This window comes from Pseudomonas sp. SJZ077, from assembly GCF_007993905.1.
Classification (GTDB): Bacteria; Pseudomonadota; Gammaproteobacteria; order Pseudomonadales; family Pseudomonadaceae; genus Aquipseudomonas; species Aquipseudomonas mandelii.
This window is the reverse complement of the sequence record NZ_VIUJ01000023.1, coordinates 21,169-44,276: the sequence shown is the minus strand read 5'-3', so window position 1 is coordinate 44,276 and position 23,108 is coordinate 21,169. Positions and strand designations below refer to the sequence as shown.

Below are 23,108 nucleotides of genomic sequence, written 5' to 3'. Positions count from 1 at the left end.
TATGTATTAAAGAGCGGAGCCCTTGATGTCCTCTTTTAACGAAATGATTCAAAACATCACCCCCGATATCTACCAGAGCCTGAAGCTGGCGGTGGAGATCGGCAAATGGTCCGACGGTGGCAAACTCACCGCCGAACAACGTGAATTGTCGCTGCAAGCGATGATCGCCTGGGAAATCCAGAACCTGCCCGAGGAAGAGCGTACCGGCTACATGGGCCCGCAGGAATGCAGCTCGAAGTCGATCAGCGTGCCGAACATCCTGTTCAAATCGGATGCCATCCATTGATTGAGATTGGCCGTGGTGCAATCAGCAAAATGTCGGCGCGCCTTGACGGGCCGAACGTGCAGTACGCGTTTCGTCTGGATGACGTCGAGGTGCCGGTCAATCCCTTGATCGGCAGCACGGTGCGTCTGGAATATCTGGGGGCGATTCATTGCACCCATTGCGGGCGCAAGACCAAAACCAGTTTCAGCCAGGGGTATTGCTACCCGTGCATGACCAAACTGGCGCAGTGCGACCTCTGCATCATGAGCCCGGAGCGTTGCCACTACGACGCTGGCACCTGCCGTGAGCCAGAGTGGGGCGAGAAGTTCTGCATGACCGATCACATTGTGTATCTGTCGAATTCGTCCGGGGTGAAAGTCGGGATTACCCGCGCCACCCAGCTGCCGACTCGCTGGATCGACCAGGGCGCCCGTCAGGCGTTGCCGATCATGCGCGTTTCGACCCGCCAGCAATCGGGGTTTGTCGAGGACCTGTTCCGCAGTCAGGTGGCGGACAAGACCAACTGGCGTGCTTTACTCAAGGGCGACGCGGTGTCGGTGAACCTGGCCGAGGTTCGCGATCAGTTGTTCGACAGCTGCGCCGAAGGGTTGCAAGGTTTGCAGGAACGATTCGGCCTACAAGCAATCCAGACCATTGCCGACGTAGAAACCCTCGAAATCCGCTATCCGGTCGAGCAATACCCGGCCAAAATCGTCAGCTTCAACCTGGACAAGAATCCGATTGCCGAAGGCACGTTGTTGGGGATCAAGGGCCAATACCTGATTTTCGACACCGGCGTCATCAATATTCGTAAATACACGGCTTATCAGCTCGCCGTGCATCAGTAAGGACTCCAGCATGCGCACCGAACAACCGAAGATGATCTATTTGAAAGACTATCAGGCGCCCGAGTACCTGATCGACGAGACGCACCTGACCTTCGAGTTGTTCGAGGACCACAGCCTGGTCCATGCGCAACTGGTGATGCGCCGCAATCCCGAGCGCGGCCCGGGCCTGCCGCCGCTGGTGCTGGACGGCCAGCAACTCGAGCTGCTGTCAGTCACCGTGGCTGACCGCGAGCTGAGCGACGCTGATTATCAGCTGACGGAAAACCACCTGACCCTGCACCCGACCAGCACCACCTTCACGGTCGATACCAGCGTCAAGATCCACCCGGAAACCAACACCGCCCTGGAAGGTTTGTACAAATCCGGCACGATGTTCTGCACCCAGTGCGAGGCCGAAGGCTTCCGCAAGATCACCTATTACCTCGACCGCCCGGACGTGATGAGCACGTTCACCACCACGGTCATTGCCGAGCAGCATAGCTATCCGGTGTTGCTGTCCAACGGCAATCCGATTGCCTCAGGTCCCGGCGAAGACGGCCGGCACTGGGCGACCTGGGAAGACCCGTTCAAGAAACCGGCGTACCTGTTCGCGCTGGTGGCCGGTGACTTGTGGTGCGTCGAAGACAGCTTCACCACCATGAGCGAACGCTCGGTGGCGCTGCGCATTTATGTCGAGCCGGAAAACATCGACAAGTGCCAGCACGCGATGAACAGCCTCAAGAAGTCGATGCGCTGGGACGAAGAGGTCTACGGTCGCGAGTACGATCTGGACATCTTCATGATCGTCGCGGTCAACGACTTCAACATGGGCGCCATGGAGAACAAGGGCCTCAACATCTTCAACTCCAGCGCCGTACTGGCCCGCGCCGAAACCGCCACCGATGCCGCGCACCAGCGTGTCGAAGCGATCGTCGCGCACGAATACTTCCACAACTGGTCGGGCAACCGCGTGACCTGCCGCGACTGGTTCCAGTTGTCGCTCAAGGAAGGCTTCACCGTGTTCCGTGATTCGGGCTTCTCCGCCGACATGAACTCGGCCACCGTGAAACGCATCCAGGACGTGGCTTATCTGCGTACTCACCAGTTCGCTGAAGACGCAGGTCCCATGGCTCACGCCGTACGCCCGGACAGCTTCATCGAGATTTCCAATTTCTATACCCTGACCGTGTACGAAAAGGGTTCGGAAGTGGTCGGCATGATCCACACCTTGCTCGGTGCCGAAGGCTTCCGCAAAGGCAGCGACCTGTATTTCGAACGCCATGACGGCCAGGCCGTGACCTGCGACGACTTCATCAAAGCCATGGAAGATGCCAACGGTGTCGACCTGACCCAGTTCAAGCGCTGGTACAGCCAGGCCGGTACCCCGCGTCTGGCGGTGAGCGAGTCCTACGACGCCGCCGCGAAAACCTACAGCCTGACTTTCCGCCAAAGCTGCCCGGCGACCCCGGACAAGGTGGAAAAACTGCCGTTCGTGATTCCTGTGGAATTGGGCCTGCTTGACTCGAAAGGGGCGGCCATTGCGTTGCGTCTTTCCGGTGAAGACCGCGCCCAAGGCGCTTCGCGGGTGATTTCGGTGACCGAAGCCGAGCAGACCTTCACCTTCGTCGACATCACTGAACAGCCACTGCCTTCATTACTGCGCGGCTTCTCGGCGCCAGTCAAACTGAGCTTCCCGTACAACCGCGATCAACTGATGTTCCTGATGCAGCACGACAGCGACGGTTTCAACCGCTGGGATGCCGGTCAGCAATTGTCGGTTCAAGTGCTGCAAGAGCTGATCGCTCAGCAGCAAAAGGGCGAAGCACTGGTGCTGGATCAACGTCTGGTTTCTGCTCTGCGCACCGTGCTGTCCGACGAGACGCTGGATCAGGCGATGGTTGCGGAAATGCTCTCGCTGCCGGGTGAGGCGTATCTGACCGAAATCAGCGACGTGGCTGACGTCGACGCCATCCATATCGCTCGCGAGTTTGCCCGCAAGCAATTGGCTGAAGGTTTGTTCGAGGCGCTGTGGTTGCGTTATCAGGCCAACCGCGATCTGTCGAAGAAAACCCCGTATGTGGCCGAGGCCGAGCATTTCGCCCGTCGTGCCTTGCAGAACATCGCGCTGTCGTACCTGATGCTCAGCGGCAAGCCGGAAGTGTTGGCGGCGACGCTGGAACAATTCGAGACCAGCGACAACATGACCGAACGCCTGACCGCGCTCGCGGTGTTGGTCAATTCGCCGTTTGAAGAGCAGAAGGCCTTGGCGCTGGCGAGTTTTGCCGAGCACTTCAAGGACAATCCGCTGGTCATGGATCAGTGGTTCAGTGTCCAGGCGGGCAGCACGTTGCCCGGTGGTCTGGAGCGCGTTCGTCAGTTGATGGAGCACCCGGCGTTCAACATCAAGAACCCGAACAAGGTGCGGGCGCTGGTCGGCGCGTTTGCCGGACAGAACCTGATCAACTTCCATGCGGCGGACGGTTCCGGGTATCGCTTCCTGGCGGATCTGGTGATCGAGTTGAATGGCTTCAACCCGCAGATCGCTTCCCGCCAGTTGGCGCCGCTGACTCGCTGGCGCAAATACGACGACGCCCGTCAGGCGTTGATGAAAGGCGAGCTGGAGCGGATTCGTGCTTCGGGTCAGCTGTCCAGCGATGTGTTTGAAGTGGTCAGCAAAAGCCTGGCTTGATCCCTGTTCCGCGGAGTACCTGATCGTTCCCACGCTCTGCGTGGGAATGCATCCCGTGACGCTCCGCGCACAGCCTCTACAGCGGACGCAGAGCGTCCATGGCGGCCTTCCCACGCAGAGTGGGAACGATCTTCACGATCTTGCTTAACATCACCCCTCCGAATGCCTCCCCATTCATCCACACCCGCTATCCCCCCAGTTAACAAAACATAACGTGGCGTCGATTGTCAGACCTTTCCAAACCCCGATAGGATAAGCCAGCTTCCGAAGGGGCTCTAGATTGCGCATTTCAGGACTATGCTCCAGAACAGGCAATCCCGATGAGCACCCCTTACGGCGCCCTGAAAGGTTGAACGACCTAACAATAATAATGGGGGAAGGTCTATGAGTGAGCCTGTCATGGGTGTGGGTATCTGCCGCCCGCCGGCATTACGCAAGTTCGCGTTGCTGGCCACAGCGCTCTCGCTGTTGGGTTGTGCCGTGCTGTCGGCACCTGCGGTGGCCGCTGCGGCGCCAGCGTCCGACACTGTTTATGCCGTTGAATCTGCCAAAGCCAGCAAGAGCCTGATGCTCGACGTCGTGCAAGTCGGCAAGCGCCTGGTGGCTGTGGGTGATCGCGGGCACATTCTGTATTCCGATGACCAGGGTGCAACCTGGACCCAGGCCAAAGTGCCGACCCGGCAATTGTTGACGTCGGTGTTTTTCGCCGATGACCAACACGGCTGGGCCGTCGGCCATGACGCTCAGATCCTCGCCAGCGAGGACGGTGGCGCCACCTGGACCAAGCAATTCGAAGATTTGAAACGCGAATCGCCGCTGCTCGACGTCTGGTTCCAGGACGTCAACAGCGGCTTTGCCGTGGGCGCCTACGGTGCGTTGCTGACCACCACCGACGGTGGCAAGCACTGGGAAGATGCCAGTGATCGCCTCGACAACGAAGACCAGTACCACCTCAACGGCATTGCGGCGATCAAGGATGCCGGGCTGTTCATCGTCGGGGAGCAGGGCAGCATGTTCCGCTCCGCCGACTGGGGCCAGACCTGGGAAAAACTGGAAGGTCCATACGAAGGTTCGCTGTTCGGCGTGATCGGCACCGCTCAGGCCAACACACTGCTGGCCTACGGGTTGCGGGGCAATCTGTTCCGCTCGACCGATTTCGGCACGACCTGGGAACCGGTCGAACTCAAGGCTACCCGCGGTGCGCTGGAGTTCGGTCTGTCCGGCGCGACGCTGCTCGACGACGGCTCGATTGTCATCGTCGGCAACGGCGGCTCGGTGATCCGCAGCAACGATAACGGTGAAACCTTCAGCGTGTTCAACCGCCCGGATCGCATTTCCGTTTCGGCGGTGACCGCAGCAGGCAACGGCAATCTGATTCTGGCAGGACAGGGTGGCGTTCGCGTCACCACGCCAACCGGCGCAGAGAATGGCAAAAACGGGTCGTCCAAATGAGCCGGGCAAATAATAAGAAGGCGGGTCTATGACATCCTTGAGCAGTCATCACCAAGACAAGGCGACGTTTCTGGAACGCCTGATTTTCAACAACCGCCCGGCAGTGATCGTCATCTGCCTGCTGGTCAGCATCTTCCTGTTCTGGCAGGCGACGCTGATCCGGCCGTCCACCAGTTTCGAAAAAATGATCCCCCTGGATCATCCCTTCATTCAAAAGATGATGGAGCACCGCAACGATCTGGCGAACCTGGGCAACACGGTGCGCATTTCCGTGGAAGCCACCGACGGTGACATATTCTCCAAGGAATACATGGAGACCCTGCGTCAGATCAACGACGAAGTGTTCTACATTTCCGGCGTCGACCGTTCCGGCCTCAAGTCGCTGTGGAGCCCGAGCGTGCGCTGGACCGAGGTGACGGAGGAGGGCTTTGCCGGTGGCGAAGTGATCCCGCAGAGCTATAACGGCTCCCAGCAAAGCCTCGACCTGCTTCGCAACAACGTGCTCAAGTCCGGTCAGGTCGGGCGCCTGGTGGCCAACGACTTCAAGTCGAGCATCGTCGACATCCCGCTGCTGGAGTCTTACCCGGACCCGCAGGATCAGGGCAAGTTGCTGGCGCTGGACTACCGCAAGTTCTCCCACGAGCTGGAAGAAAAGATCCGCGACAAATTTGAAGCGCAGAACCCTAATGTGCAGATCCACATCGTCGGTTTCGCCAAGAAAGTCGGCGACCTGATCGATGGCCTGGTCATGGTGGTGATGTTCTTCGGCGTCGCCTTCGTCATCACCCTGATCCTGCTGTACTGGTTCACCAACTGCATGCGCAGCACCGTGGCGGTGTTGAGTACGACGCTGGTGGCGGTGGTCTGGCAGTTGGGGTTGATGCACTTCTTCGGTTTCGGGCTTGATCCGTATTCGATGCTGGTGCCGTTCCTGATCTTCGCCATCGGTATTTCCCACGGCGTACAGAAGATCAACGGGATCGCCTTGCAGTCCAGCGAAGCCGACAACGCCTTGACCGCCGCACGCCGCACGTTCCGCCAGTTGTTCCTGCCAGGGATGATCGCGATCCTTGCGGACGCGGTGGGCTTTATCACGCTGTTGATCATCGACATCGGTGTGATTCGTGAACTGGCCATCGGTGCCTCCATCGGTGTCGCAGTGATCGTGTTCACCAACCTGATCCTGCTGCCGGTCGCCATCTCCTACGTCGGCATCAGCAAGCGCGCTGTCGAACGCAGCAAGAAAGACGCGCACCGCGAACACCCGTTCTGGCGCCTGCTGTCGAGCTTTGCCAGCCCGAAAGTCGCACCGGTGTCGATCGTCCTGGCCTTGCTGGCCTTCGGCGGCGGCCTCTGGTACAGCCAGAACCTGAAAATCGGCGACCTCGACCAGGGTGCCCCGGAACTGCGGCCGGACTCGCGTTACAACAAGGACAACAACTTCATCATCAGCAACTACTCGACCAGCTCCGACGTATTGGTGGTGATGGTCAAGACCAAGTCCGAAGGTTGCTCGCGCTATGAAGCCATGGCGCCGATCGACGAACTGATGTGGAAGATGCAGAACACCGAGGGCGTGCAGTCGGCGATCTCCCTGGTGACCGTGTCCAAGCAGATGATCAAGGGCATGAACGAGGGCAACCTGAAATGGGAAACCCTGTCGCGTAACCCGGACGTACTGAACAACTCCATTGCCCGTGCCGATGGCTTGTACAACAACAGTTGCTCCCTGGCGCCGGTACTGGTGTTCCTCAACGACCACAAGGCCGCCACCCTGGATCGCGCCGTGCATGCGGTGCAGGACTTCGCCAAGGAAAACAACAAGGACGGCCTGGAGTTCATCCTCGCGGCGGGTAACGCCGGTATCGAGGCGGCGACCAACGAGGTGATCAAGGAATCCGAGCTGACCATCCTGATCCTCGTTTACATCTGCGTCGCGACCATGTGCATGATCACCTTCCGTTCCTGGGCGGCGACCTTGTGCATCGTGCTGCCGCTGGTGCTGACCTCGGTACTCGGCAACGCCCTGATGGCCTTCATGGGCATCGGCGTGAAAGTCGCGACCCTGCCGGTCGTGGCGCTGGGGGTGGGGATTGGCGTGGACTACGGCATCTACATCTATAGCCGTCTGGAAAGCTTCCTGCGTGCAGGCCTGCCGTTGCAAGAAGCCTACTACCAGACGCTCAAGTCCACTGGTAAAGCCGTGCTGTTCACCGGCCTGTGCCTGGCGATCGGTGTGTGCACCTGGATCTTCTCGGCCATCAAGTTCCAGGCCGACATGGGCCTGATGCTGACCTTCATGCTGCTCTGGAACATGTTCGGTGCGCTTTGGCTGCTGCCGGCGCTGGCTCGCTTCCTGATCAAGCCGGAGAAACTGGCGGGGCAGAAGGGCAATTCGTTGTTCGCTCACTGATCCCTGGCTGAAATAGAAAAGCCGCAACCTGGGTTGCGGCTTTTTTTCATCTTGGGATTAACACAACCCTTTGCAGGAGCCGGCTTGCTGGCTCCTAAAAAGGACCGCGTTGGTTATGAGGGATCAGTGCCGAGCACGACGTTCAGCGCACTGCGCGCATCGTCGAGCTGAACGAGGGTCGCATGCCGCGCACCCAGCGCATCGCGGTTCTCGATCGCCGTCAGGATCGCCTTGTGTCGGGGCAGCGCCAGTTCATGCAGGTTCGGCCGCTGGTTGGAATGTTTCAGCGCTTCAGCAATCGCCACCGACAGCATGTTGCACAGGTTGGCCAGCAGATCGTTGTGGGTCGCATCGGCGATGCGGCTGTGAAAATCCAGGTCCGGCTGCAACAGCGCTTCCGGCGTCGGTGCGGCTTCCATGCGCTGGTAGGCTTCACCGATGGAGGCGATGTCTGCGTCGGTCGCGAACTGCGCGGCGAGGGCGGCGGCAGCGGGTTCGATGATGCTGCGCACGCTGGTCAGCAACTCGAAAAATTCATTCTGCGGGCTGCTTTGCATTAGCCAGTGCAGCACATCCGGGTCGAGCATGTGCCATTCCTTGCGCTGCTTGACCACGGTGCCGACCCGCGGACGGGAATACACCAGGCCTTTGGCAACCAGCACGCGGGTGGCTTCGCGCAGCACCGGGCGGCTGACCGCGTACTCCTCGCACAGCAGGGCTTCGGCGGGCAGTTTGTCGCACGGTTTGAAGCGCCCGGAAACGATCTGCATGCCCAATTCCTGGACGATGCGCGAGTGCATGCTTTTGCGGTCGGAGGGTTTGCGGTAATCCATGGGGAACGGCGCGATCCTGTGCGATGGAGATGCCGCGCATGATAGCAGGCGCGGACCCGGTCCTGAATCAGATGAAGAGCCAATGTGGAAGTGAGCCTGCACGCGATAGCGGTCGTTCAGTCAACATCAATGTTGAATGTTCGACCGCTATCGCGAGCAGGCTCGCTCCTACAGGGGGATTGATGTGATCAGTGAGAGTGGCGCGGGACTTCGGAACCGCGGCAGCCAACCAGGAAGTCGAAATCGCAGCCCTGATCCGCTTGCAGCACATGGTCGATGTACAGCTGACGATAACCGCCCACGATCAGATTTTGCGGCGGTTGCAGATCCGCCATGCGCGCCGCCAGTTCAGCATCCGGGATGTCCAGGTGCAAACGCCCGTTGGCGCAATCCAGTTCGATCCAGTCGCCTTCCTTCACTGTTGCCAGAGGCCCGCCGGCCGCTGCTTCCGGGGCCACGTGCAAAACCACGGTGCCATACGCCGTGCCGCTCATGCGTGCGTCGGAAATGCGCACCATGTCCGTCACGCCCTGGGCCAGCAGCTTGGCCGGCAAACCCATGTTGCCGACTTCGGCCATGCCCGGATAACCCTTCGGCCCGCAGTTCTTCATCACCAGAATCGAGTTGGCATCGACGTCCAGGTCCGGATCGTTGATCCGCGCCTTGTACATGTCGAAGTTCTCGAACACCACCGCACGCCCGCGATGCTGCATCAATTCGGCACTGGCCGCGGATGGCTTGAGCACTGCACCGAGGGGCGCGAGGTTACCGCGCAATACGCAAATGCCGCCGTCGGCGCGGATCGGGTTGTCAAGGGTGCGGATCACTTCGTCCTGGCCGTAGATCGGCGCGTCCTTGGTGTTCTCGCCCAGGGTTTTGCCGTTGACGGTCAAGGCGTTCGGGTTGGGGATCAGGTTAGCTTCACCGAGGCGACGCAATACCGCTGGCAGGCCGCCGGCGTAGTAGAACTCTTCCATCAGGAAGCGCCCGGACGGTTGCAGGTCGACAATGGTCGGCATGCCGCGACCGATGCGGGTCCAGTCATCCAGGTCCAGCTCGACGCCGATACGACCGGCGATGGCTTTCAAGTGGATCACGGCGTTGGTCGAGCCGCCGATGGCGGCGTTCACGCGGATGGCGTTTTCGAAGGCTTCCTTGGTCAGGATCTTCGACAGCCGCAGATCTTCACGGACCATCTCCACCGCGCGCATGCCGGACATGTGCGCCAACACATAACGCCGCGCATCCACCGCGGGAATCGCCGCGTTGTGGGGCAGGGACGTGCCCAGTGCTTCGGCCATGCAGGCCATGGTCGACGCCGTGCCCATGGTGTTGCAGGTGCCGGCCGAACGGGACATGCCGCCCTCGGCCGCGAGGAAATCGTCAATCGTGATGGTGCCGGCTTTGACTTGCTCGCTGAGCTGCCAGACCACGGTGCCGGAGCCAATGTCCTGGCCTTTGTGCTTGCCGTTGAGCATCGGCCCGCCGGTAACGACGATGGCCGGTACGTCGCAACTGGCCGCGCCCATCAGCAGCGCCGGGGTGGTTTTGTCGCAACCGGTCAGCAGGACCACGCCATCAATCGGGTTGCCACGAATCGCTTCTTCAACGTCCATGCTTGCCAGGTTGCGGGTGAGCATGGCGGTAGGGCGCAGGTTCGATTCGCCATTGGAGAACACCGGGAATTCCACCGGAAAACCACCGGCCTCGATCACCCCGCGTTTGACATGCTCCGCGATCTGGCGGAAATGCGCGTTGCACGGGGTCAGTTCCGACCAGGTGTTGCAGATGCCGATGATCGGCTTGCCGTGGAACTGGTGGTCGGCGATGCCCTGATTTTTCATCCAGCTGCGGTACATGAAGCCGTTCTTGTCAGCGGTGCCAAACCATTGGGCGGAGCGCAGGTTGGGTTTTTTATCGGACATGATCGATTCTCTTATTGTATGACTATATTGTTCGAGCTAAGGCGTAACATAAGCGCAATTTCGCCGGTTTGGAAGTGTTGTTGGTGAATTAGTATTACTATATAGTCGCTTTCAACGGAGGGATTGCCCTGGCGGTTTTCAGCGAGAGGCGTCCCCCGAGGTTCTATAACAACAACAATCGGAGACCGATCTCATGAGCCAGGAACTGCGGCTTATTCGTCGCATTACGCTGAAACTGATTCCCTTCCTGATCCTGCTGTACCTGATCGCCTATGTGGATCGCTCCGCCGTAGGTTTCGCCAAGCTGCACATGGGCGCCGACATTGGCCTGGGTGACGCAGCCTATGGCCTCGGTGCAGGGTTGTTCTTCATTGGCTACTTCCTGCTGGAAATCCCCAGCAACCTGATGCTCGACCGCTTCGGTGCCCGACGCTGGTTCGCTCGAATCATGGTCACCTGGGGCGCCATCACCATCGGCATGGCGTTCGTCCAAGGGCCGCACAGCTTCTATGTCATGCGCTTTCTGCTCGGCGCGGCCGAAGCCGGGTTCTTCCCGGGCGTTCTCTACTACATCACCCAATGGTTCCCGGTTCGCCATCGCGGCAAGATCCTTGGTCTGTTCATTCTTTCCCAGCCCATCGCGATGATGATCACCGGCCCGGTGTCCGGCGGTTTGCTTGGCATGGACGGCGTCCTTGGTTTGCATGGCTGGCAGTGGCTGTTCATCGTCATCGGCACCCCGGCGATCCTGCTGACCTGGCCGGTACTGCGTTACCTGCCGGACGGGCCCCAGCAAGTGAAATGGATGGATCAGGCCGAGAAAGACTGGCTGACCGGCGAGCTGAAAAAGGACCTGGAGGCCTACGGCCAGACCCGTCATGGCAATCCGCTGCACGCCCTGAAAGACAAACGCGTGTTGCTGCTGGCGCTGTTTTATCTGCCGGTGACCTTGAGCATTTATGGCCTGGGCCTGTGGCTGCCGACGTTGATCAAACAGTTTGGTGGTACGGACCTGGTGACCGGTTTCGTGTCATCGGTGCCCTACATCTTCGGGATCATCGGGCTGCTGATCATTCCGCGCAGTTCCGACCGCCTGAATGATCGTTACGGACACCTCGCCGTGCTTTACGTGCTGGGCGCCATCGGGCTGTTCCTCAGCGCCTGGCTGACGGTGCCTGTGCTGCAACTTGCGGCGTTGTGCCTGGTGGCGTTTGCGCTGTTTTCCTGCACCGCAGTGTTCTGGACCTTGCCCGGTCGTTTCTTCGCCGGCGCCAGTGCGGCGGCCGGGATCGCGTTGATCAACTCGGTGGGCAACCTGGGCGGCTACATTGGCCCGTTCGTGATCGGTGCACTGAAGGAGTACACCGGCAACCTGGCGTCGGGGCTGTACTTCCTGTCGGGGGTGATGGTGTTCGGGCTGGTGTTGACCGGCGTGGTCTATCGGTTACTGGAGCGCAAGCATGTGCTGGCGGCCGACCAGTTCGCGGCCAGTGCTCGCGGCGCGACTCGCACCTGAGAGATCACACAAATGCCCTGTGGGAGCGAGCCTGCTCGCGAAGGCGGAGTGTCAGTCGGTAATGATTTTGGATTTGACGGCCTCATCGCGAGCAGGCTCGCCCCCACAGGGTGCAATGCCGCCTTCAAGATTGTTTACAGGAGAAAATCCATGCGTTTAGTGCAGTTCGAACTGAGTAACGGCGAGCGCCGGGTAGGCCTGGTCGAGGAGGGGCTGGTGCGCGAAGTGCAGGACGCGCGCACGGTCCGTGACCTGGCCCTGGCGGCTATCGAGGCGGGCGTCAATCTGCAGCAGCAGGTGAAAACCCTGGGCCTGGGCATCGGCCATGACTACGCGGAGCTGCTGGCGCAGCTGCGGATCCTCCCTCCGCTGGATCACCCGGACCCGGCGCACATGCTGGTCAGCGGTACCGGCCTGACCCATCTGGGCAGCGCTTCGGCCCGCGACAAGATGCACCAGCAGGCCGGCGACGAAGCGGCAATGACCGACACCATGCGCATTTTCAAATGGGGCGTGGAGGGCGGTAAACCGGCGGCCGGGCAGGCCGGTGTGCAACCAGAGTGGTTCTACAAGGGTGACGGCAGCATCGTCGTGCGTCCGGGCCAGCCGTTCCCGCTGCCACCCTTTGCCGAAGACGCGGGTGAAGAGCCTGAACTCAGCGGCCTCTACGTTATCGGCCACGACGGTAAACCGTATCGCCTCGGTTTCGCGGTGGGCAACGAGTTCTCCGACCATGTGATGGAGCGCAAGAATTACCTCTACCTGGCGCATTCGAAATTGCGCAGTTGCAGCTATGGCCCGGAACTGCGGGTCGGCGAATTGCCGGCACATCTGGCTGGCACCAGCCGCATCCTGCGTGACGGTGAAGTGCTGTGGCAGAACGAGTTCCTCAGCGGCGAGGCCAACATGTGCCACAGCTTCGAGAACCTTGAGTACCACCATTTCAAGTACAGCCAGTTCTTGCGTCCGGGGGACGTGCATATTCATTTTTTCGGCACCGCGACCCTGTCCTTTGCCGACGGCATTCGCACCCGGGAGGGTGATGTGTTCGAGATCAGTCAGGCCGAGTTCGGCGCGCCGTTGATCAACGGGATCGCCCCGGTTGAAGCCGCGTTCGAGCCCGGCACCGTCGGCACCCTTTAAGGAGATACGCATGCCTCAGATTCTTGGTCACAACTACATTGGCGGTCAGCGCAGCGCGACTGGCACCGTCAAAATGCAAAGTGTTGATGCCAGCACCGGCGAAGCCTTGCCTCATGATTTCTTCCAGGCAACGCCTGAGGAAGTCGATGCCGCCGCCAAGGCTGCTGCCGCCGCTTACCCGGCCTTTCGCAGTCTGAGCGCGGAACGTCGCGCGCAATTTCTCGATGCGATTGCCGATGAACTCGACACCTTGGGCGATGACTTTGTCGCGGTGGTCTGCCGCGAAACGGCATTGCCGGCCGGACGTATTCAAGGTGAGCGCGGGCGCACCAGCGGGCAGATGCGTCTGTTCGCCAAAGTGCTGCGTCGCGGCGATTTCTACGGCGCGCGAATTGATCTGGCAATGCCGGATCGCCAACCGCTGCCACGACCGGACCTGCGCCAATACCGCATCGGTCTTGGGCCTGTTGCGGTGTTCGGTGCGAGCAACTTTCCGTTGGCGTTCTCCACGGCGGGCGGCGACACCGCGTCGGCGCTGGCCGCCGGTTGCCCGGTGGTGTTCAAGGCTCACGGCGGGCACATGGCCACCGCCGAACTGGTCGCCGATGCGCTGATTCGCGCGGCGGAAAAAACCGGCATGCCGGCCGGCGTGTTCAACATGATCTACGGCGGCGGAGTCGGCGAAGCGCTGGTCAAACACCCGGCGATTCAGGCGGTCGGTTTTACCGGTTCGCTGAAGGGTGGCCGCGCCCTGTGCGACATGGCTGCCGCACGTCCACAACCGATCCCTGTGTTCGCCGAGATGTCGAGCATCAACCCGGTGATCGTGTTGCCGAAGGCATTGGCTGCTCGGGCCGACACCGTCGCCCGTGACCTGACCGCTTCGGTCGTGCAGGGGTGCGGTCAGTTCTGCACCAATCCCGGTCTGGTCATCGGTATTCGCTCGCCGCAATTCACCGCGTTTGTGCAGCAGGTCGCGGGCCTCATCGGCGATCAGGCGGCGCAAACAATGCTCAATGCCGGGACGTTGAGCAGCTATGGCAACGGCCTGCAAAAACTCCTTGCTCACCCGGGCATTGAGCATCTGGCTGGCAATCCGCAGCAAGGCAATCAGGCGCAACCGCAGTTGTTCAAGGCTGACGTCAGCCTGCTGATCAATGGCGATGCAGTGCTGCAGGAAGAAGTGTTCGGCCCGACCACTGTGTTCGTCGAAGTGGCGGATCAGGCGCAACTCAGTGCCGCGTTGAACGGCCTGCACGGGCAGCTGACGGCGACGATCATTGGTGAGCCGGCGGACTTCGAACAGTTCGGCGAGCTGACGGCGTTGCTGGAGCAAAAGGTCGGACGGATCCTGCTCAATGGCTATCCGACGGGCGTTGAAGTCTGCGATTCGATGGTCCACGGCGGGCCGTACCCGGCAACTTCCGATGCACGCGGCACGTCGGTCGGCACGTTGGCGATTGATCGATTCCTGCGGCCGGTGTGTTTCCAGAACTATCCCGACAGCCTGTTGCCGGAACCGCTGAAGAACGCCAACCCCCTGCGCATCCAGCGCCTGGTGGACGGCAAACCTTCCCGCGACGCCCTTTAACAGCTCACCGTAATCCCCGTGGGAGCGAGCCTGCTCGCGAAAGTGGTGCATCAGTCAACAACAATATCGACTGACACTCCGCATTCGCGAGCAGGCTCGCTCCCACAGTATTTTGTGTCGCCAGCATGTTGGATGAGCGACACAGACCCACCCTCACATTGAGCTATCATTGCGTCTTTCCCATTCAAAGATTGACTGCCATGACTGCCGTATCCGACACCTTGATCAACGCCCTCGAACACTGTGACATGCTGGAAATCGACGGGCTGCACGCCTTCGATTTTTCCCTCGATGAAGACGAAAACCTGCACATCGAATGCATGGACGGCCGAGCACTCAAACGTTGGGAGTTCAGCATTGCGCAGATCACAGCGGCGACTTTCGATCCTGATTTGAAGAGCTGGATCATTACTGGCGATTCCGGTGAGCATCGACTAGTGCCTATGGACGCGTTCGGCGGTGGTGACGACGAGGAAGAAGGGAATGAGGATGCATAAGCTCTGGCCGCTGTTGATGGCCGGCAGCATCGGCGCGATGGGCATTGAAGTCGCGTCGGCCGACGACTATCAGTTGCTGGTCGGTTCCTACACGGCGGGGCAGAGCCAGGGGATTTATCGCCTGAACTTCGACAGCGCCACCGGGCAGATCAACCCCAAGCCGCTGCAAGTGGTCACCAGTGAAAACCCGTCCTGGCTGACCGTTTCCAAGGATCAGCAGCGTTTGTTCGTGGTCAATGAAAACGGCCCCGGCCAGAAAGACCCGGTCGGGCGCGTCAGCAGTTATTCAATCGATCCCAAGACCCATGCACTGAGCCTGATCAATCAGGTGCAGAGCCTGGGCAACGAGCCGACGCATTCGAGCCTCAGCGGTGAGGCCAGTCATTTGTTCGTCAGCAACTATTCAGTGGTTGAAGACCCGGGCGGCACGTTGGCGGTGTTGCCCGTGGGCGCCGACGGTAAGCTCCAGCCCGTGGTGCAGATGAGCAGTCACCCGTCGAGCCGGGTCAATCCCGAGCGGCAGATGTCGGCGCATGTGCATTCGACGGTTTCCTCGCCGGACGGCCAGTACGTGTTCTCCAATGACTTGGGCGCCGACAAGATCTTTGTCTACCGCTTCGATCCCAAGGCCAATCCGGAGCTACCGTTGACTGCCGCCACACCGGCGTCGGTCCAGTTGCCAGCCGGCAGCGGGCCGCGTCATTTGCTGTTCAGCGCCGATGGCAAACACGCCTGGCTGACCATGGAAATGAGCGCGCAGGTCGCGGTGTTCGATTACCAGAACGGCAAACTTGAGCAGACCCAGATGGTTGATCTGGCGGCGGGCCAGCCTGTTTCCGACAAGGCCGCCGCTGCGTTGCACGCCTCGGCCGATGGCAAGTTCCTTTACGTCAGCAACCGTGGCACCGCCAATCAGGTGCTGGTGTTTGCCATCGATCCTGCGTCCGGCCATCTTAAGGAGCTACAACGTCGTTCGGTGGACGGTGATCACCCGCGCGAGTTCAGCCTCGACCCGAGTGGCCAGTTCTTGCTGATTGCCAACCAGAAGAGCAACCAGATTGTTGTGGTCGAACGCGATGCTAAGAGCGGTTTGTTGGGTAAAACCGTACAGAAACTGCCGATGGATGCTCCGAGCGACCTCAAGTTTCTGGTGCGTCAATAGGCCGCAGGCCCCGGTTGATGGGGCCTGCATCCTTGTATTAATGAGGCTGATATCTGCTAATGCTACAAAAGATTTCAAGGCGCCAACCCTCGAAGGTTAAGTTTGCTCCACGGCCCCATCGGGCAAACAAGCCAACTGAATCCGAGGAATACCGCCATGAACTTCAATCTCTTCTCCATCATTGCCGCTTCTGCCATCTCCGCCACCGTTGCTCTGCCAGCCAGCGCCAACGTTGAGATCAGCGACAAAAAATCCCACGCCCAGAGCTACACCCAGAAATACCTGCAACAGAGCGCCAACTTCTACGCGGCACTGGATCACAAGACCCAAGCCTGAAATTCAAGCCCTGCACCCTTTATGCAGGAGCGAAGTCACTTGCGCCGTTCGATCGAAATACGTCGAACGTCGATGAGTGATGTCGCTCCTGCATAACGCGTTTACGACAGCATCACATTGCCATCAATGTATCGCTTGATATCACATAGCCATGCATTTAGATTTGACGTTGATTTTTTGACTCAACATCTAATAACAAGGATCGACAGCATGGCGATGCGTCTGGCAGTGGTTCTTCTGTTCCTCTATTCAACCCCCATTCTTTCGGCTGCTCAGCCCGTTTCCCAGGAGCCGGACGCGGCCCGCGAACGCTTGATGAGTTTTATTCAAGACTGAGATAGACGGGCTTAATGATCAATGAAGCTGATGGTGACTATGGAAAACCCTGAGTGGTTGTCACCGCTTTTTTGATCGATTCTGTGGGCACTTAAACATGCCCACGGAGAACACCATGGCCAGCTCAATCCTCACTTCTGCCAAATACGGCGCCTACCTGGCCATAGGTCTTTACGTGGCCCTGGTGCTGATTGTCAGCGTTTCGTCCAATTTGCAGCACACCTTTGAAACGCCGGTTCAGGTCGCTTATCCCGCCATCCAGTTCGAACACCGTGCTCAAAGCGTCGTGGTCGATCAAGCCGCATCGGCGGGAGTGGCAGGGGCATGAAAGGCAGCAAACTCTGGGTCATTGCCTTCCTGGCATTCATGACCAATGGCGCTTCCCTGTTGGGGATAGGGCAGGGCTCGGCGGGTTCAGTTGCGCGGTCCATCGAAGCCAATCACAACCTGGCGCGTAATATTGAAACGGCGAAAGCGCTTGGGTTGTTGGCGGGTAATCCACCTGTGAAACGCCAGGAGGATTTCTTCGGGCCCTTCCAGGTGGATTGCTCGGTGTTGCAGATGTGTGATGTGTTTGCCTGAGCGCGAGCGGCCACAGAAGGGGCGATTACTTGTGCATGACTGCGGTGAACAGGTCTGACGCCAGAAACCGCTGCAACCACCCCTGCAACCGCACATAAGGCGTCTGCCCGAACCACTCGCGATCGACATGGGCGAATTGCCGTATGAACGGCATCAACGCCACATCCGCCAGGCTCGGACGCGCCGCCAGCAGATAATCGCGTCCCTCCAGCAACACCTCCAGCTTGCGCAAGAACACCTCACCCTCAGCACGATAGGTGTCCATCGGCTGCTCGGGGTAACGCTCGGCGTATTTGTAGCGATTCAAATGCACCTTGAACGTCTGATCGTTCTCTTCAATCAGCGCGGCGATGTGCGCCTGTCCGGCAGGATCACCCTTGAGCAACCAATCCTGCGGATCGTTCTGCGCCAAGGCCCAGTGCATGATCGCCAGGCTTTCATCGATGACTTGACCGTCGATACTCAGCACGGGGACCGTGCCCTTGGTCGACAGCGCAAGCATTTCGGCAGGTTTGGCTTTCAGGCTGACCTCGACAATCTGCACCGCTACGCCCGAATAGCGCAGGGCCATGCGCGCTCGCATGGCGTAAGGGCAGCGGCGGAACGAGTACAGCGTATTCATTTGACCTCCAGGGTACTCAAGCCATTGCCCTGGCGTTGGACCTGAATCTGCACCGGAATCCGCTCATGCATTTCCTGCACATGGGAAATCACCGCGACCTTGCGGCCCTGGGCTTGCAAGCCGTCGAGTGCGTCCATGGCCAGTTGCAGGGATTCCGGATCGAGGCTGCCGAAGCCTTCGTCGATGAACAGCGATTCGATTTTCAGTGTGCTCGAAGCCATCGACGCCAAACCGAGCGCCAGCGCCAACGACACCAGGAACGTCTCGCCGCCCGACAACGAATGCACCGAACGCAGCTCATCGCCCATCTCGGTGTCCATCACCAGCAACCCGAGCATGCTGCCGCCGCGTTTCAGGCGATAGCGCCGCACCAGTTGTCGCAGCTGTACGTTGGCGTGATGCACCAGCAAGTCGAGGTTGTAGGCTTGGGCGATCTTGCGGAAGGTGTCGCCGGTCGCCGAGCCGATCAACGCATTCAGGCGAGCCCAGCGCTGGTACTCGCTGTAGGCGTCGGCGATCTGCTGCGCCAGGGCTTGGTTGGCGTTCTGCCGACGCTGATCCTCGGCCTGTTCGGCGCGCAGTTCGGCGCAACGGTGCTCGCTGGCGGCGAACAGGTTTTGCAGGTCTGTCAGTGCCGTGGCGAGTTGCTCGGCGTCGAGATTGCCGTTGTGTTGCGCCTGATGATTGAGCAGGCGCTGGTCCCGTTCCTGCAATCGCACGTTGGCCTGTTCGATGGCTTTTTCGCTTTGCTGCAAGTGCTGCCTCAGTTCGCTGACGTGCTGGTCGTCGACGCTCAGCAGCGCTTCCAGTCCGCCATCGTCGAGCTCTGGATGCAAGGCGCGCCAGTCGGCGATCTTTGCGCTCAGTTCGCGGTCTTCGGTTTCCAGGGCCAGCAGGCGCTCTTGTCTGGCTTTGAGTTCAGCGGCCAGTTCGACTAACCGCGTGCGCACGGTTTGCAGTTCCTGATGGGCTGTTGCCTGGGCAGTGCGCGCCTGTTCGACGGCTTGATCCAGTTGCTGCTGCCAGTGTTCGGCGCTGCTGTGTTCGCCCAGCAATTGCGTCAGCCGTTCCTGGCAAGCCTGTTGTTGCTCGGCGAGGACGGTGAATTGCTGCTGCGCCGCTTCCAGTGCCTGGGCGCGGGCCAGTTGGCGGTCCTGTTCTTTTTCCAGTGTCTGCTGGCGTTGTTGCTGTTCGCCGAGCTCATCGCGTTGCTGTTCGAGTTGCTCCAGGCGCTGGGCAATCTGCCGGTCGAGTTGCATGAAGGTCGCGGCCGGTTCGTTGCGCAAGGCCTCCAGTGTCTCGGCCGGAAGCAGGGTGCTGAAGGCGCTCAGCTCTTCGTCGAGACGCTGGCGATCACTGCCCAGCTCACGCTGCTGGTTACTCAAGTGCTGCGTCGCTTGCTGGCTAGTAGCCTCGGCACTGCGCAGTTGCTGCTGAAGGCGAGCCGCGTCTTGCTGCAGGGTGAGCAGGGCGGTCTGCCGTTGTTCATCCTGGGTGATGCTCTGGTTCAACTGGCTGTTTTGCTGCGCCAGCCAACTGTCGCGCTTGTTCGCGTCCTGAGCCAGCAGTTGCGTCGACAACGGATGGGCTTCGAGGCTCGGCGTCAGGCCTTGTTGCTGGCTGGCGAGTTGCTCCTGTTGCTGCAGCAGTTCTTTTTGCTGAGCAATCAAACCGCCGACTTCACCGCGCAAATCGGTGAGTTTCTCTTTCAGCAGGTCGACGGCCTTCTGCGCATTGGCCTGCTCGCTTTCATCGTGGCGACCGAGGCTTTGCAGCAACGCTTCGGGTTGATGATAGGGATGGTCGGGGCTGCCGCAGACCGGGCAGGGCTGATCGTCCTGTAGCTGTGCGCGCAGTTCTTCGACGCTGGCGCTGCGGGCCAGACGCTGACGCTCCAGCAGTTCGCGAGTGACGGTCAGGGTCTGTTCGGCGATGACCAACTCGTTCTTGGTCTTCACGCCGTCCTGGGTCAGGCGATCACGTTCTTGCTGGGCGCTGAGCTGGCGTTGCGTCAGCTCGGCGCTGCGCTTGTCGATCTCCTGCTGGCTGGCCCACAGCCGTGTCAGTTCTTCAAACGCCCGCAGTTGTTTGCGGTTGTCCTGCAACAAGTTGCCCAGTAACTGGATTTGTTCGGCCACGGCTTCCGGCTCGGCACCGGCTTCTTTGTAGAGCACTTCCAGATGCTGCTTTTGAGCCGCCAGTTCTTCGCCGGCGCGGGCGGCGCTTTGCTCCAGAGCCGCCAGTTCAGCCTGGCCCTTGTTCAAGCGATTACCGATCAACATCAGCTGTTGCAGGCGATCACGGTAGGCGTTCCACGCCTCGCTCAACGGTGCTAAATGCGTGCTTTGCTCAAGCTCCCCGGCAATCCGCTCCAGACGTGCAGCCACCTGTTTTTGTTGCTCGAGCAGGCCCTGAATCGTGTTCTGTCCTTGAGTGCTGGCCAGTTCCGCCTGTTGCTTGTGCTCTGCACTCACACTGGCGTCTTTGACCAGCCGGGCAAGGGTGCTTTGCTCTTCAAAGGCCTGGCGCAGCAACGGAGCTTTTTTCGTGTGCTGGCTTTGGGCGTCGACCAGCGCGGTCTGCGCAGCGCTCAAGCTCTGTTCGAGTTGCGCCTGCCGCTCGTTCAACTCGGCCTGCTGTTGGGTGTGCTGCTGAATCTGCGCCGCCAGCGGGGTGAGCTGGGCGGTGAGTTCGGTCTTGCGGGCGAACTGGTGCCGTTGCGGGGCCAGTTGTTCCAGGCGCGTCAGCTTCAACCGGTCGCCAGCCAGGCTTTCCCAGTGCTGCCGGGCGCTGGTCAGCTGTTCGGTGGCGCTCTGTTGTTCGTCCTGCAATTGCCGCAGGTCCTTGAGCCAGGTGTGCTGCAATTCAAGTTGTTTGAGCTGCGCTTGCTGGGTCTTGAGTTGCTGCTGCGCTTCGTTGAAGCGCGCATCGAGCTCGGCCCGGGCTTCGGGAGCCAGCGGCGTCACACCCGTGGCCTGATCCTGCAACAGCTTGTGCGCTTCACGCGCCTCTTTGGCTTTGTCGAAGGCGCGGCGACCGAGGCGGGTGTACAGCGCGGTATCGGTGAGCTTTTCCAGCAGTTCGCTGCGTTCGTTGTCGTTGGCCTTGAGGAAGGCACTGAACTCGCTCTGGGCCAGCAGCACGGCGCGGGTGAACTGTTCGAAGTTCAGGCCCAGCACGGCTTCGAGCTGGGTTTTGAACTCGACTTTCTGACTGGCCAGCAACTGATCCTGATCGATGTCGCGCAGGCTCTGGCGACTGGCTTGCAGCTTGCCGCCGGCCTTTTCGCGAGCGCGATTGGCTTCCCAGCGCGCGCGGTAACGACGGCCATCGATGCCGACGAAATCCACCTCGGCATACCCTTCGCCGGTGCCACGCCGCAGCAAGGTGCGCGGGTCGCCGGTGCTGATTTCGCCATCGGCGTCCGGAGCCTTGGCCGACACCTGAGCGTTGCTCAATCGCGGAACGGCGCCAAACAGCGCGAGACACAAGGCGTCGAGCAAGGTGCTTTTACCCGCGCCAGTCGGCCCGGTGATCGCGAACAGGCCGGCACTCGCCAGCGGTTCAGCGGTAAAGTCGATTTCAAAGGGCCCGGCCAGCGAGGCGAGGTTTTTCAGGCGGATCGCGAGGATCTTCATGGTTGTTCGCTCTCCATCTGCACGTCCTGCAACAGCTCGGCAAAGTCTTTCAGCGTTTGCTCATCGACCTCGCTGCCGTAGCTGTCCTGCCAGGCACGACTGAACAATTCCTGTGGCGTGAGCTGGTCCAGTTCGATCAACGTGGTGCCGTCTTCGACACCCTCGCGACTGCCGTTGCCGGCATATTCGGCGGCGATGCGCACCAGACGCACGGCTTTGCCTTGAAGGGCGCTTTCAACCTGGTGACGCAAGTCGGGTTGTGGTTCGTCGAGACGCACCCGCACTTCCAGCCATGGCTGGCGCTGGATGTCGGCCAGCAAATCGATGTTCGGCAGGTCGGCCAGTTGCAAGAGAATCTCGGCCAGCGGTGCCGGGCCGATGCGTTGCAGGTTGACCGCACGGGGAATCAGTTTCGGCTCGACGCTGACCAGGGTTTCGCCGTCGAGCGTGACGTCGAGAATCTGATGCTGATAGCCGATTTCCGAGAACGACAATGGAATCGGCGAGCCGCTGTAGCGGATGCGCTCTTCACCGTTGACCTTCTGCGGCTTGTGCAAATGCCCCAGCGCGACGTAGCTGATGCTCGGCCCGAACAGGCTGGCGGGCAGGGCTTCGGCATTGCCGATGATCAGGCTGCGCTCGGAGTCTTCCGAAACGGAACCACCGGCCATGTGCGCATGGCTGATGGCAATCAGCGCCTGGCCAGGCTTGCGCTTGGCATTGGCCGCCTCGATCAGCCATTCATGAACCTGACCGATGCCGCGCAAGTAGTTGTCACCCAACTGCGCTCCGGTCACTTCGGCCGGGCGCAAAAACGGCAGCGCCAGGCACCAACCGGCGATTTCCCCGCTGGCATCCGGCAACGGCAACAACAGCCGCTCGGCGTCCAGTTGACCGTCGTCGAGCCACAGCACGCGGCCAAGCGCATGGGTACGCAAACGCCGCATCAACGGCGCGGGCAGTTCGATCCGCGAGCCGGAGTCGTGGTTGCCGGCGATGATCACGATGGTCAGCAACGGTTGCTGCTCGTGGGCGCTGACGATGAATTCGTAGAGGCGTTCCTGGGCTTTGACTGGCGGGTTGACCGTGTCGAAGATATCGCCAGCGATCAACAACACATCAGGCTGGTCCAGCTTCAGCTGGCGCAACAGCCATTCAAGAAAGCAGGCGTGCTCGAAATCGCGGTCCTGGCCGTGCAGGTTTTGCCCAAGGTGCCAGTCGGAGGTGTGAAACAGACGCAAGGCGTACTCCGTAGGAAAATAAGGTGATGGCCGCGTGGAA

The 23,108-nt window shown here is 60.3% G+C and carries 19 protein-coding genes; 14 read left to right on the top strand and 5 right to left on the bottom strand.

Annotated features, from left to right (window positions below; genetic code table 11):
* Positions 1–25: 25 nt before the first annotated feature.
* From FBY01_RS26590 to FBY01_RS26570, 5 genes are all read left to right on the top strand, one after another.
* Positions 26–286, top strand: coding sequence for a YeaC family protein (locus FBY01_RS26590; protein ID WP_010459822.1), 261 nt, complete (start codon positions 26–28; stop codon positions 284–286).
* A complete protein-coding gene (locus FBY01_RS26585; protein ID WP_042932108.1) occupies positions 283–1,113 on the top strand; it encodes a DUF2797 domain-containing protein in 831 nt (276 codons plus the stop codon). The genes FBY01_RS26590 and FBY01_RS26585 overlap by 4 nt, the downstream gene beginning before the upstream one ends.
* 10 nt (positions 1,114–1,123) lie before the next feature.
* A complete protein-coding gene (gene pepN / locus FBY01_RS26580) occupies positions 1,124–3,781 on the top strand; it encodes an aminopeptidase N (protein WP_145310142.1) in 2,658 nt (885 codons plus the stop codon).
* A 384-nt stretch (positions 3,782–4,165) separates the two neighbouring features.
* The gene (locus FBY01_RS26575) at positions 4,166–5,233 is read left to right on the top strand and encodes a YCF48-related protein (RefSeq protein ID WP_145310140.1); all 1,068 of its coding nucleotides are present in this window, start codon (positions 4,166–4,168) and stop codon (positions 5,231–5,233) included.
* 28 nt (positions 5,234–5,261) lie between these two features.
* On the top strand, positions 5,262–7,646 hold the full coding sequence (locus FBY01_RS26570; protein ID WP_042932105.1) for an RND family transporter: 2,385 nt from the start codon (positions 5,262–5,264) through the stop codon (positions 7,644–7,646).
* Positions 7,647–7,759: 113 nt separating this feature from the next.
* On the opposite strand, the gene FBY01_RS26565 is transcribed toward FBY01_RS26570, so the two are convergent.
* Both FBY01_RS26565 and FBY01_RS26560 read right to left on the bottom strand, forming a co-directional pair.
* Positions 7,760–8,479, bottom strand: a complete 720-nt coding sequence (locus FBY01_RS26565) for a FadR/GntR family transcriptional regulator (protein ID WP_010459832.1) — start codon at positions 8,477–8,479, stop codon at positions 7,760–7,762.
* A gap of 188 nt (positions 8,480–8,667) precedes the next feature.
* Complete coding sequence (locus tag FBY01_RS26560; protein WP_010459835.1) at positions 8,668–10,404, bottom strand: IlvD/Edd family dehydratase; 1,737 nt, start codon at positions 10,402–10,404, stop codon at positions 8,668–8,670.
* Positions 10,405–10,597: 193 nt separating this feature from the next.
* Between FBY01_RS26560 and FBY01_RS26555 the strand changes: the two genes are divergently transcribed.
* From FBY01_RS26555 to FBY01_RS26515, 9 genes are all read left to right on the top strand, one after another.
* On the top strand, positions 10,598–11,920 hold the full coding sequence (locus FBY01_RS26555; RefSeq protein ID WP_083376877.1) for an MFS transporter: 1,323 nt from the start codon (positions 10,598–10,600) through the stop codon (positions 11,918–11,920).
* Between the two features lie 150 nt (positions 11,921–12,070).
* Positions 12,071–13,063, top strand: coding sequence for an AraD1 family protein (araD1, locus tag FBY01_RS26545; protein WP_145310137.1), 993 nt, complete (start codon positions 12,071–12,073; stop codon positions 13,061–13,063).
* Between the two features lie 10 nt (positions 13,064–13,073).
* Entirely contained in the window at positions 13,074–14,654 is a 1,581-nt protein-coding gene (locus FBY01_RS26540; protein ID WP_145310135.1) for an aldehyde dehydrogenase (NADP(+)), read from the top strand.
* 200 nt (positions 14,655–14,854) lie between these two features.
* On the top strand, positions 14,855–15,151 hold the full coding sequence (locus FBY01_RS26535; RefSeq protein WP_145310133.1) for a DUF5629 family protein: 297 nt from the start codon (positions 14,855–14,857) through the stop codon (positions 15,149–15,151).
* Positions 15,138–16,313 carry a lactonase family protein gene (locus FBY01_RS26530; RefSeq protein WP_145310131.1) on the top strand — a complete coding sequence of 392 codons (1,176 nt, stop codon included), beginning with the start codon at positions 15,138–15,140 and terminating at the stop codon, positions 16,311–16,313. The genes FBY01_RS26535 and FBY01_RS26530 overlap by 14 nt, the downstream gene beginning before the upstream one ends.
* Positions 16,314–16,469: 156 nt before the next feature.
* A complete protein-coding gene (locus tag FBY01_RS26525; protein WP_010459844.1) occupies positions 16,470–16,649 on the top strand; it encodes a hypothetical protein in 180 nt (59 codons plus the stop codon).
* A gap of 210 nt (positions 16,650–16,859) precedes the next feature.
* Entirely contained in the window at positions 16,860–16,985 is a 126-nt protein-coding gene (locus tag FBY01_RS31980) for a hypothetical protein (RefSeq protein ID WP_255311789.1), read from the top strand.
* A gap of 115 nt (positions 16,986–17,100) precedes the next feature.
* A complete protein-coding gene (locus FBY01_RS26520; protein ID WP_145310128.1) occupies positions 17,101–17,313 on the top strand; it encodes a hypothetical protein in 213 nt (70 codons plus the stop codon).
* The gene (locus FBY01_RS26515) at positions 17,310–17,567 is read left to right on the top strand and encodes a hypothetical protein (protein WP_010459851.1); all 258 of its coding nucleotides are present in this window, start codon (positions 17,310–17,312) and stop codon (positions 17,565–17,567) included. The genes FBY01_RS26520 and FBY01_RS26515 overlap by 4 nt, the downstream gene beginning before the upstream one ends.
* Before the next feature lie 25 nt (positions 17,568–17,592).
* Here the strand turns inward: FBY01_RS26515 and FBY01_RS26510 are convergent, their stop codons facing one another.
* The 3 genes from FBY01_RS26510 to FBY01_RS26500 are packed head-to-tail and all read right to left on the bottom strand — an operon-like array spanning position 17,593 to position 23,068.
* On the bottom strand, positions 17,593–18,189 hold the full coding sequence (locus FBY01_RS26510) for a glutathione S-transferase (RefSeq protein ID WP_145310126.1): 597 nt from the start codon (positions 18,187–18,189) through the stop codon (positions 17,593–17,595).
* Positions 18,186–21,827, bottom strand: coding sequence for an SbcC/MukB-like Walker B domain-containing protein (locus FBY01_RS26505; RefSeq protein ID WP_145310124.1), 3,642 nt, complete (start codon positions 21,825–21,827; stop codon positions 18,186–18,188). The genes FBY01_RS26510 and FBY01_RS26505 overlap by 4 nt, the downstream gene beginning before the upstream one ends.
* Positions 21,824–23,068 carry an exonuclease SbcCD subunit D C-terminal domain-containing protein gene (locus tag FBY01_RS26500; RefSeq protein WP_010459857.1) on the bottom strand — a complete coding sequence of 415 codons (1,245 nt, stop codon included), beginning with the start codon at positions 23,066–23,068 and terminating at the stop codon, positions 21,824–21,826. Before FBY01_RS26500 ends, FBY01_RS26505 begins: the two co-directional genes overlap by 4 nt.
* Positions 23,069–23,108: the final 40 nt, after the last annotated feature.

Coding starts and splice junctions, on each gene's coding strand:
- FBY01_RS26590 (WP_010459822.1), top strand. CDS start 26: ATGTCCTCTTTTAACGAAATGATTCAAAACATCACCCCCGATATCTAC.
- FBY01_RS26535 (WP_145310133.1), top strand. CDS start 14,855: ATGACTGCCGTATCCGACACCTTGATCAACGCCCTCGAACACTGTGAC.
- araD1 (WP_145310137.1), top strand. CDS start 12,071: ATGCGTTTAGTGCAGTTCGAACTGAGTAACGGCGAGCGCCGGGTAGGC.
- FBY01_RS26575 (WP_145310140.1), top strand. CDS start 4,166: ATGAGTGAGCCTGTCATGGGTGTGGGTATCTGCCGCCCGCCGGCATTA.
- FBY01_RS26510 (WP_145310126.1), bottom strand. CDS start 18,189: ATGAATACGCTGTACTCGTTCCGCCGCTGCCCTTACGCCATGCGAGCG.
- FBY01_RS26520 (WP_145310128.1), top strand. CDS start 17,101: ATGGCCAGCTCAATCCTCACTTCTGCCAAATACGGCGCCTACCTGGCC.
- pepN (WP_145310142.1), top strand. CDS start 1,124: ATGCGCACCGAACAACCGAAGATGATCTATTTGAAAGACTATCAGGCG.
- FBY01_RS26570 (WP_042932105.1), top strand. CDS start 5,262: ATGACATCCTTGAGCAGTCATCACCAAGACAAGGCGACGTTTCTGGAA.
- FBY01_RS26530 (WP_145310131.1), top strand. CDS start 15,138: ATGAGGATGCATAAGCTCTGGCCGCTGTTGATGGCCGGCAGCATCGGC.
- FBY01_RS26505 (WP_145310124.1), bottom strand. CDS start 21,827: ATGAAGATCCTCGCGATCCGCCTGAAAAACCTCGCCTCGCTGGCCGGG.
- FBY01_RS26565 (WP_010459832.1), bottom strand. CDS start 8,479: ATGGATTACCGCAAACCCTCCGACCGCAAAAGCATGCACTCGCGCATC.
- FBY01_RS31980 (WP_255311789.1), top strand. CDS start 16,860: ATGGCGATGCGTCTGGCAGTGGTTCTTCTGTTCCTCTATTCAACCCCC.
- FBY01_RS26540 (WP_145310135.1), top strand. CDS start 13,074: ATGCCTCAGATTCTTGGTCACAACTACATTGGCGGTCAGCGCAGCGCG.
- FBY01_RS26560 (WP_010459835.1), bottom strand. CDS start 10,404: ATGTCCGATAAAAAACCCAACCTGCGCTCCGCCCAATGGTTTGGCACC.
- FBY01_RS26555 (WP_083376877.1), top strand. CDS start 10,598: ATGAGCCAGGAACTGCGGCTTATTCGTCGCATTACGCTGAAACTGATT.
- FBY01_RS26515 (WP_010459851.1), top strand. CDS start 17,310: ATGAAAGGCAGCAAACTCTGGGTCATTGCCTTCCTGGCATTCATGACC.
- FBY01_RS26525 (WP_010459844.1), top strand. CDS start 16,470: ATGAACTTCAATCTCTTCTCCATCATTGCCGCTTCTGCCATCTCCGCC.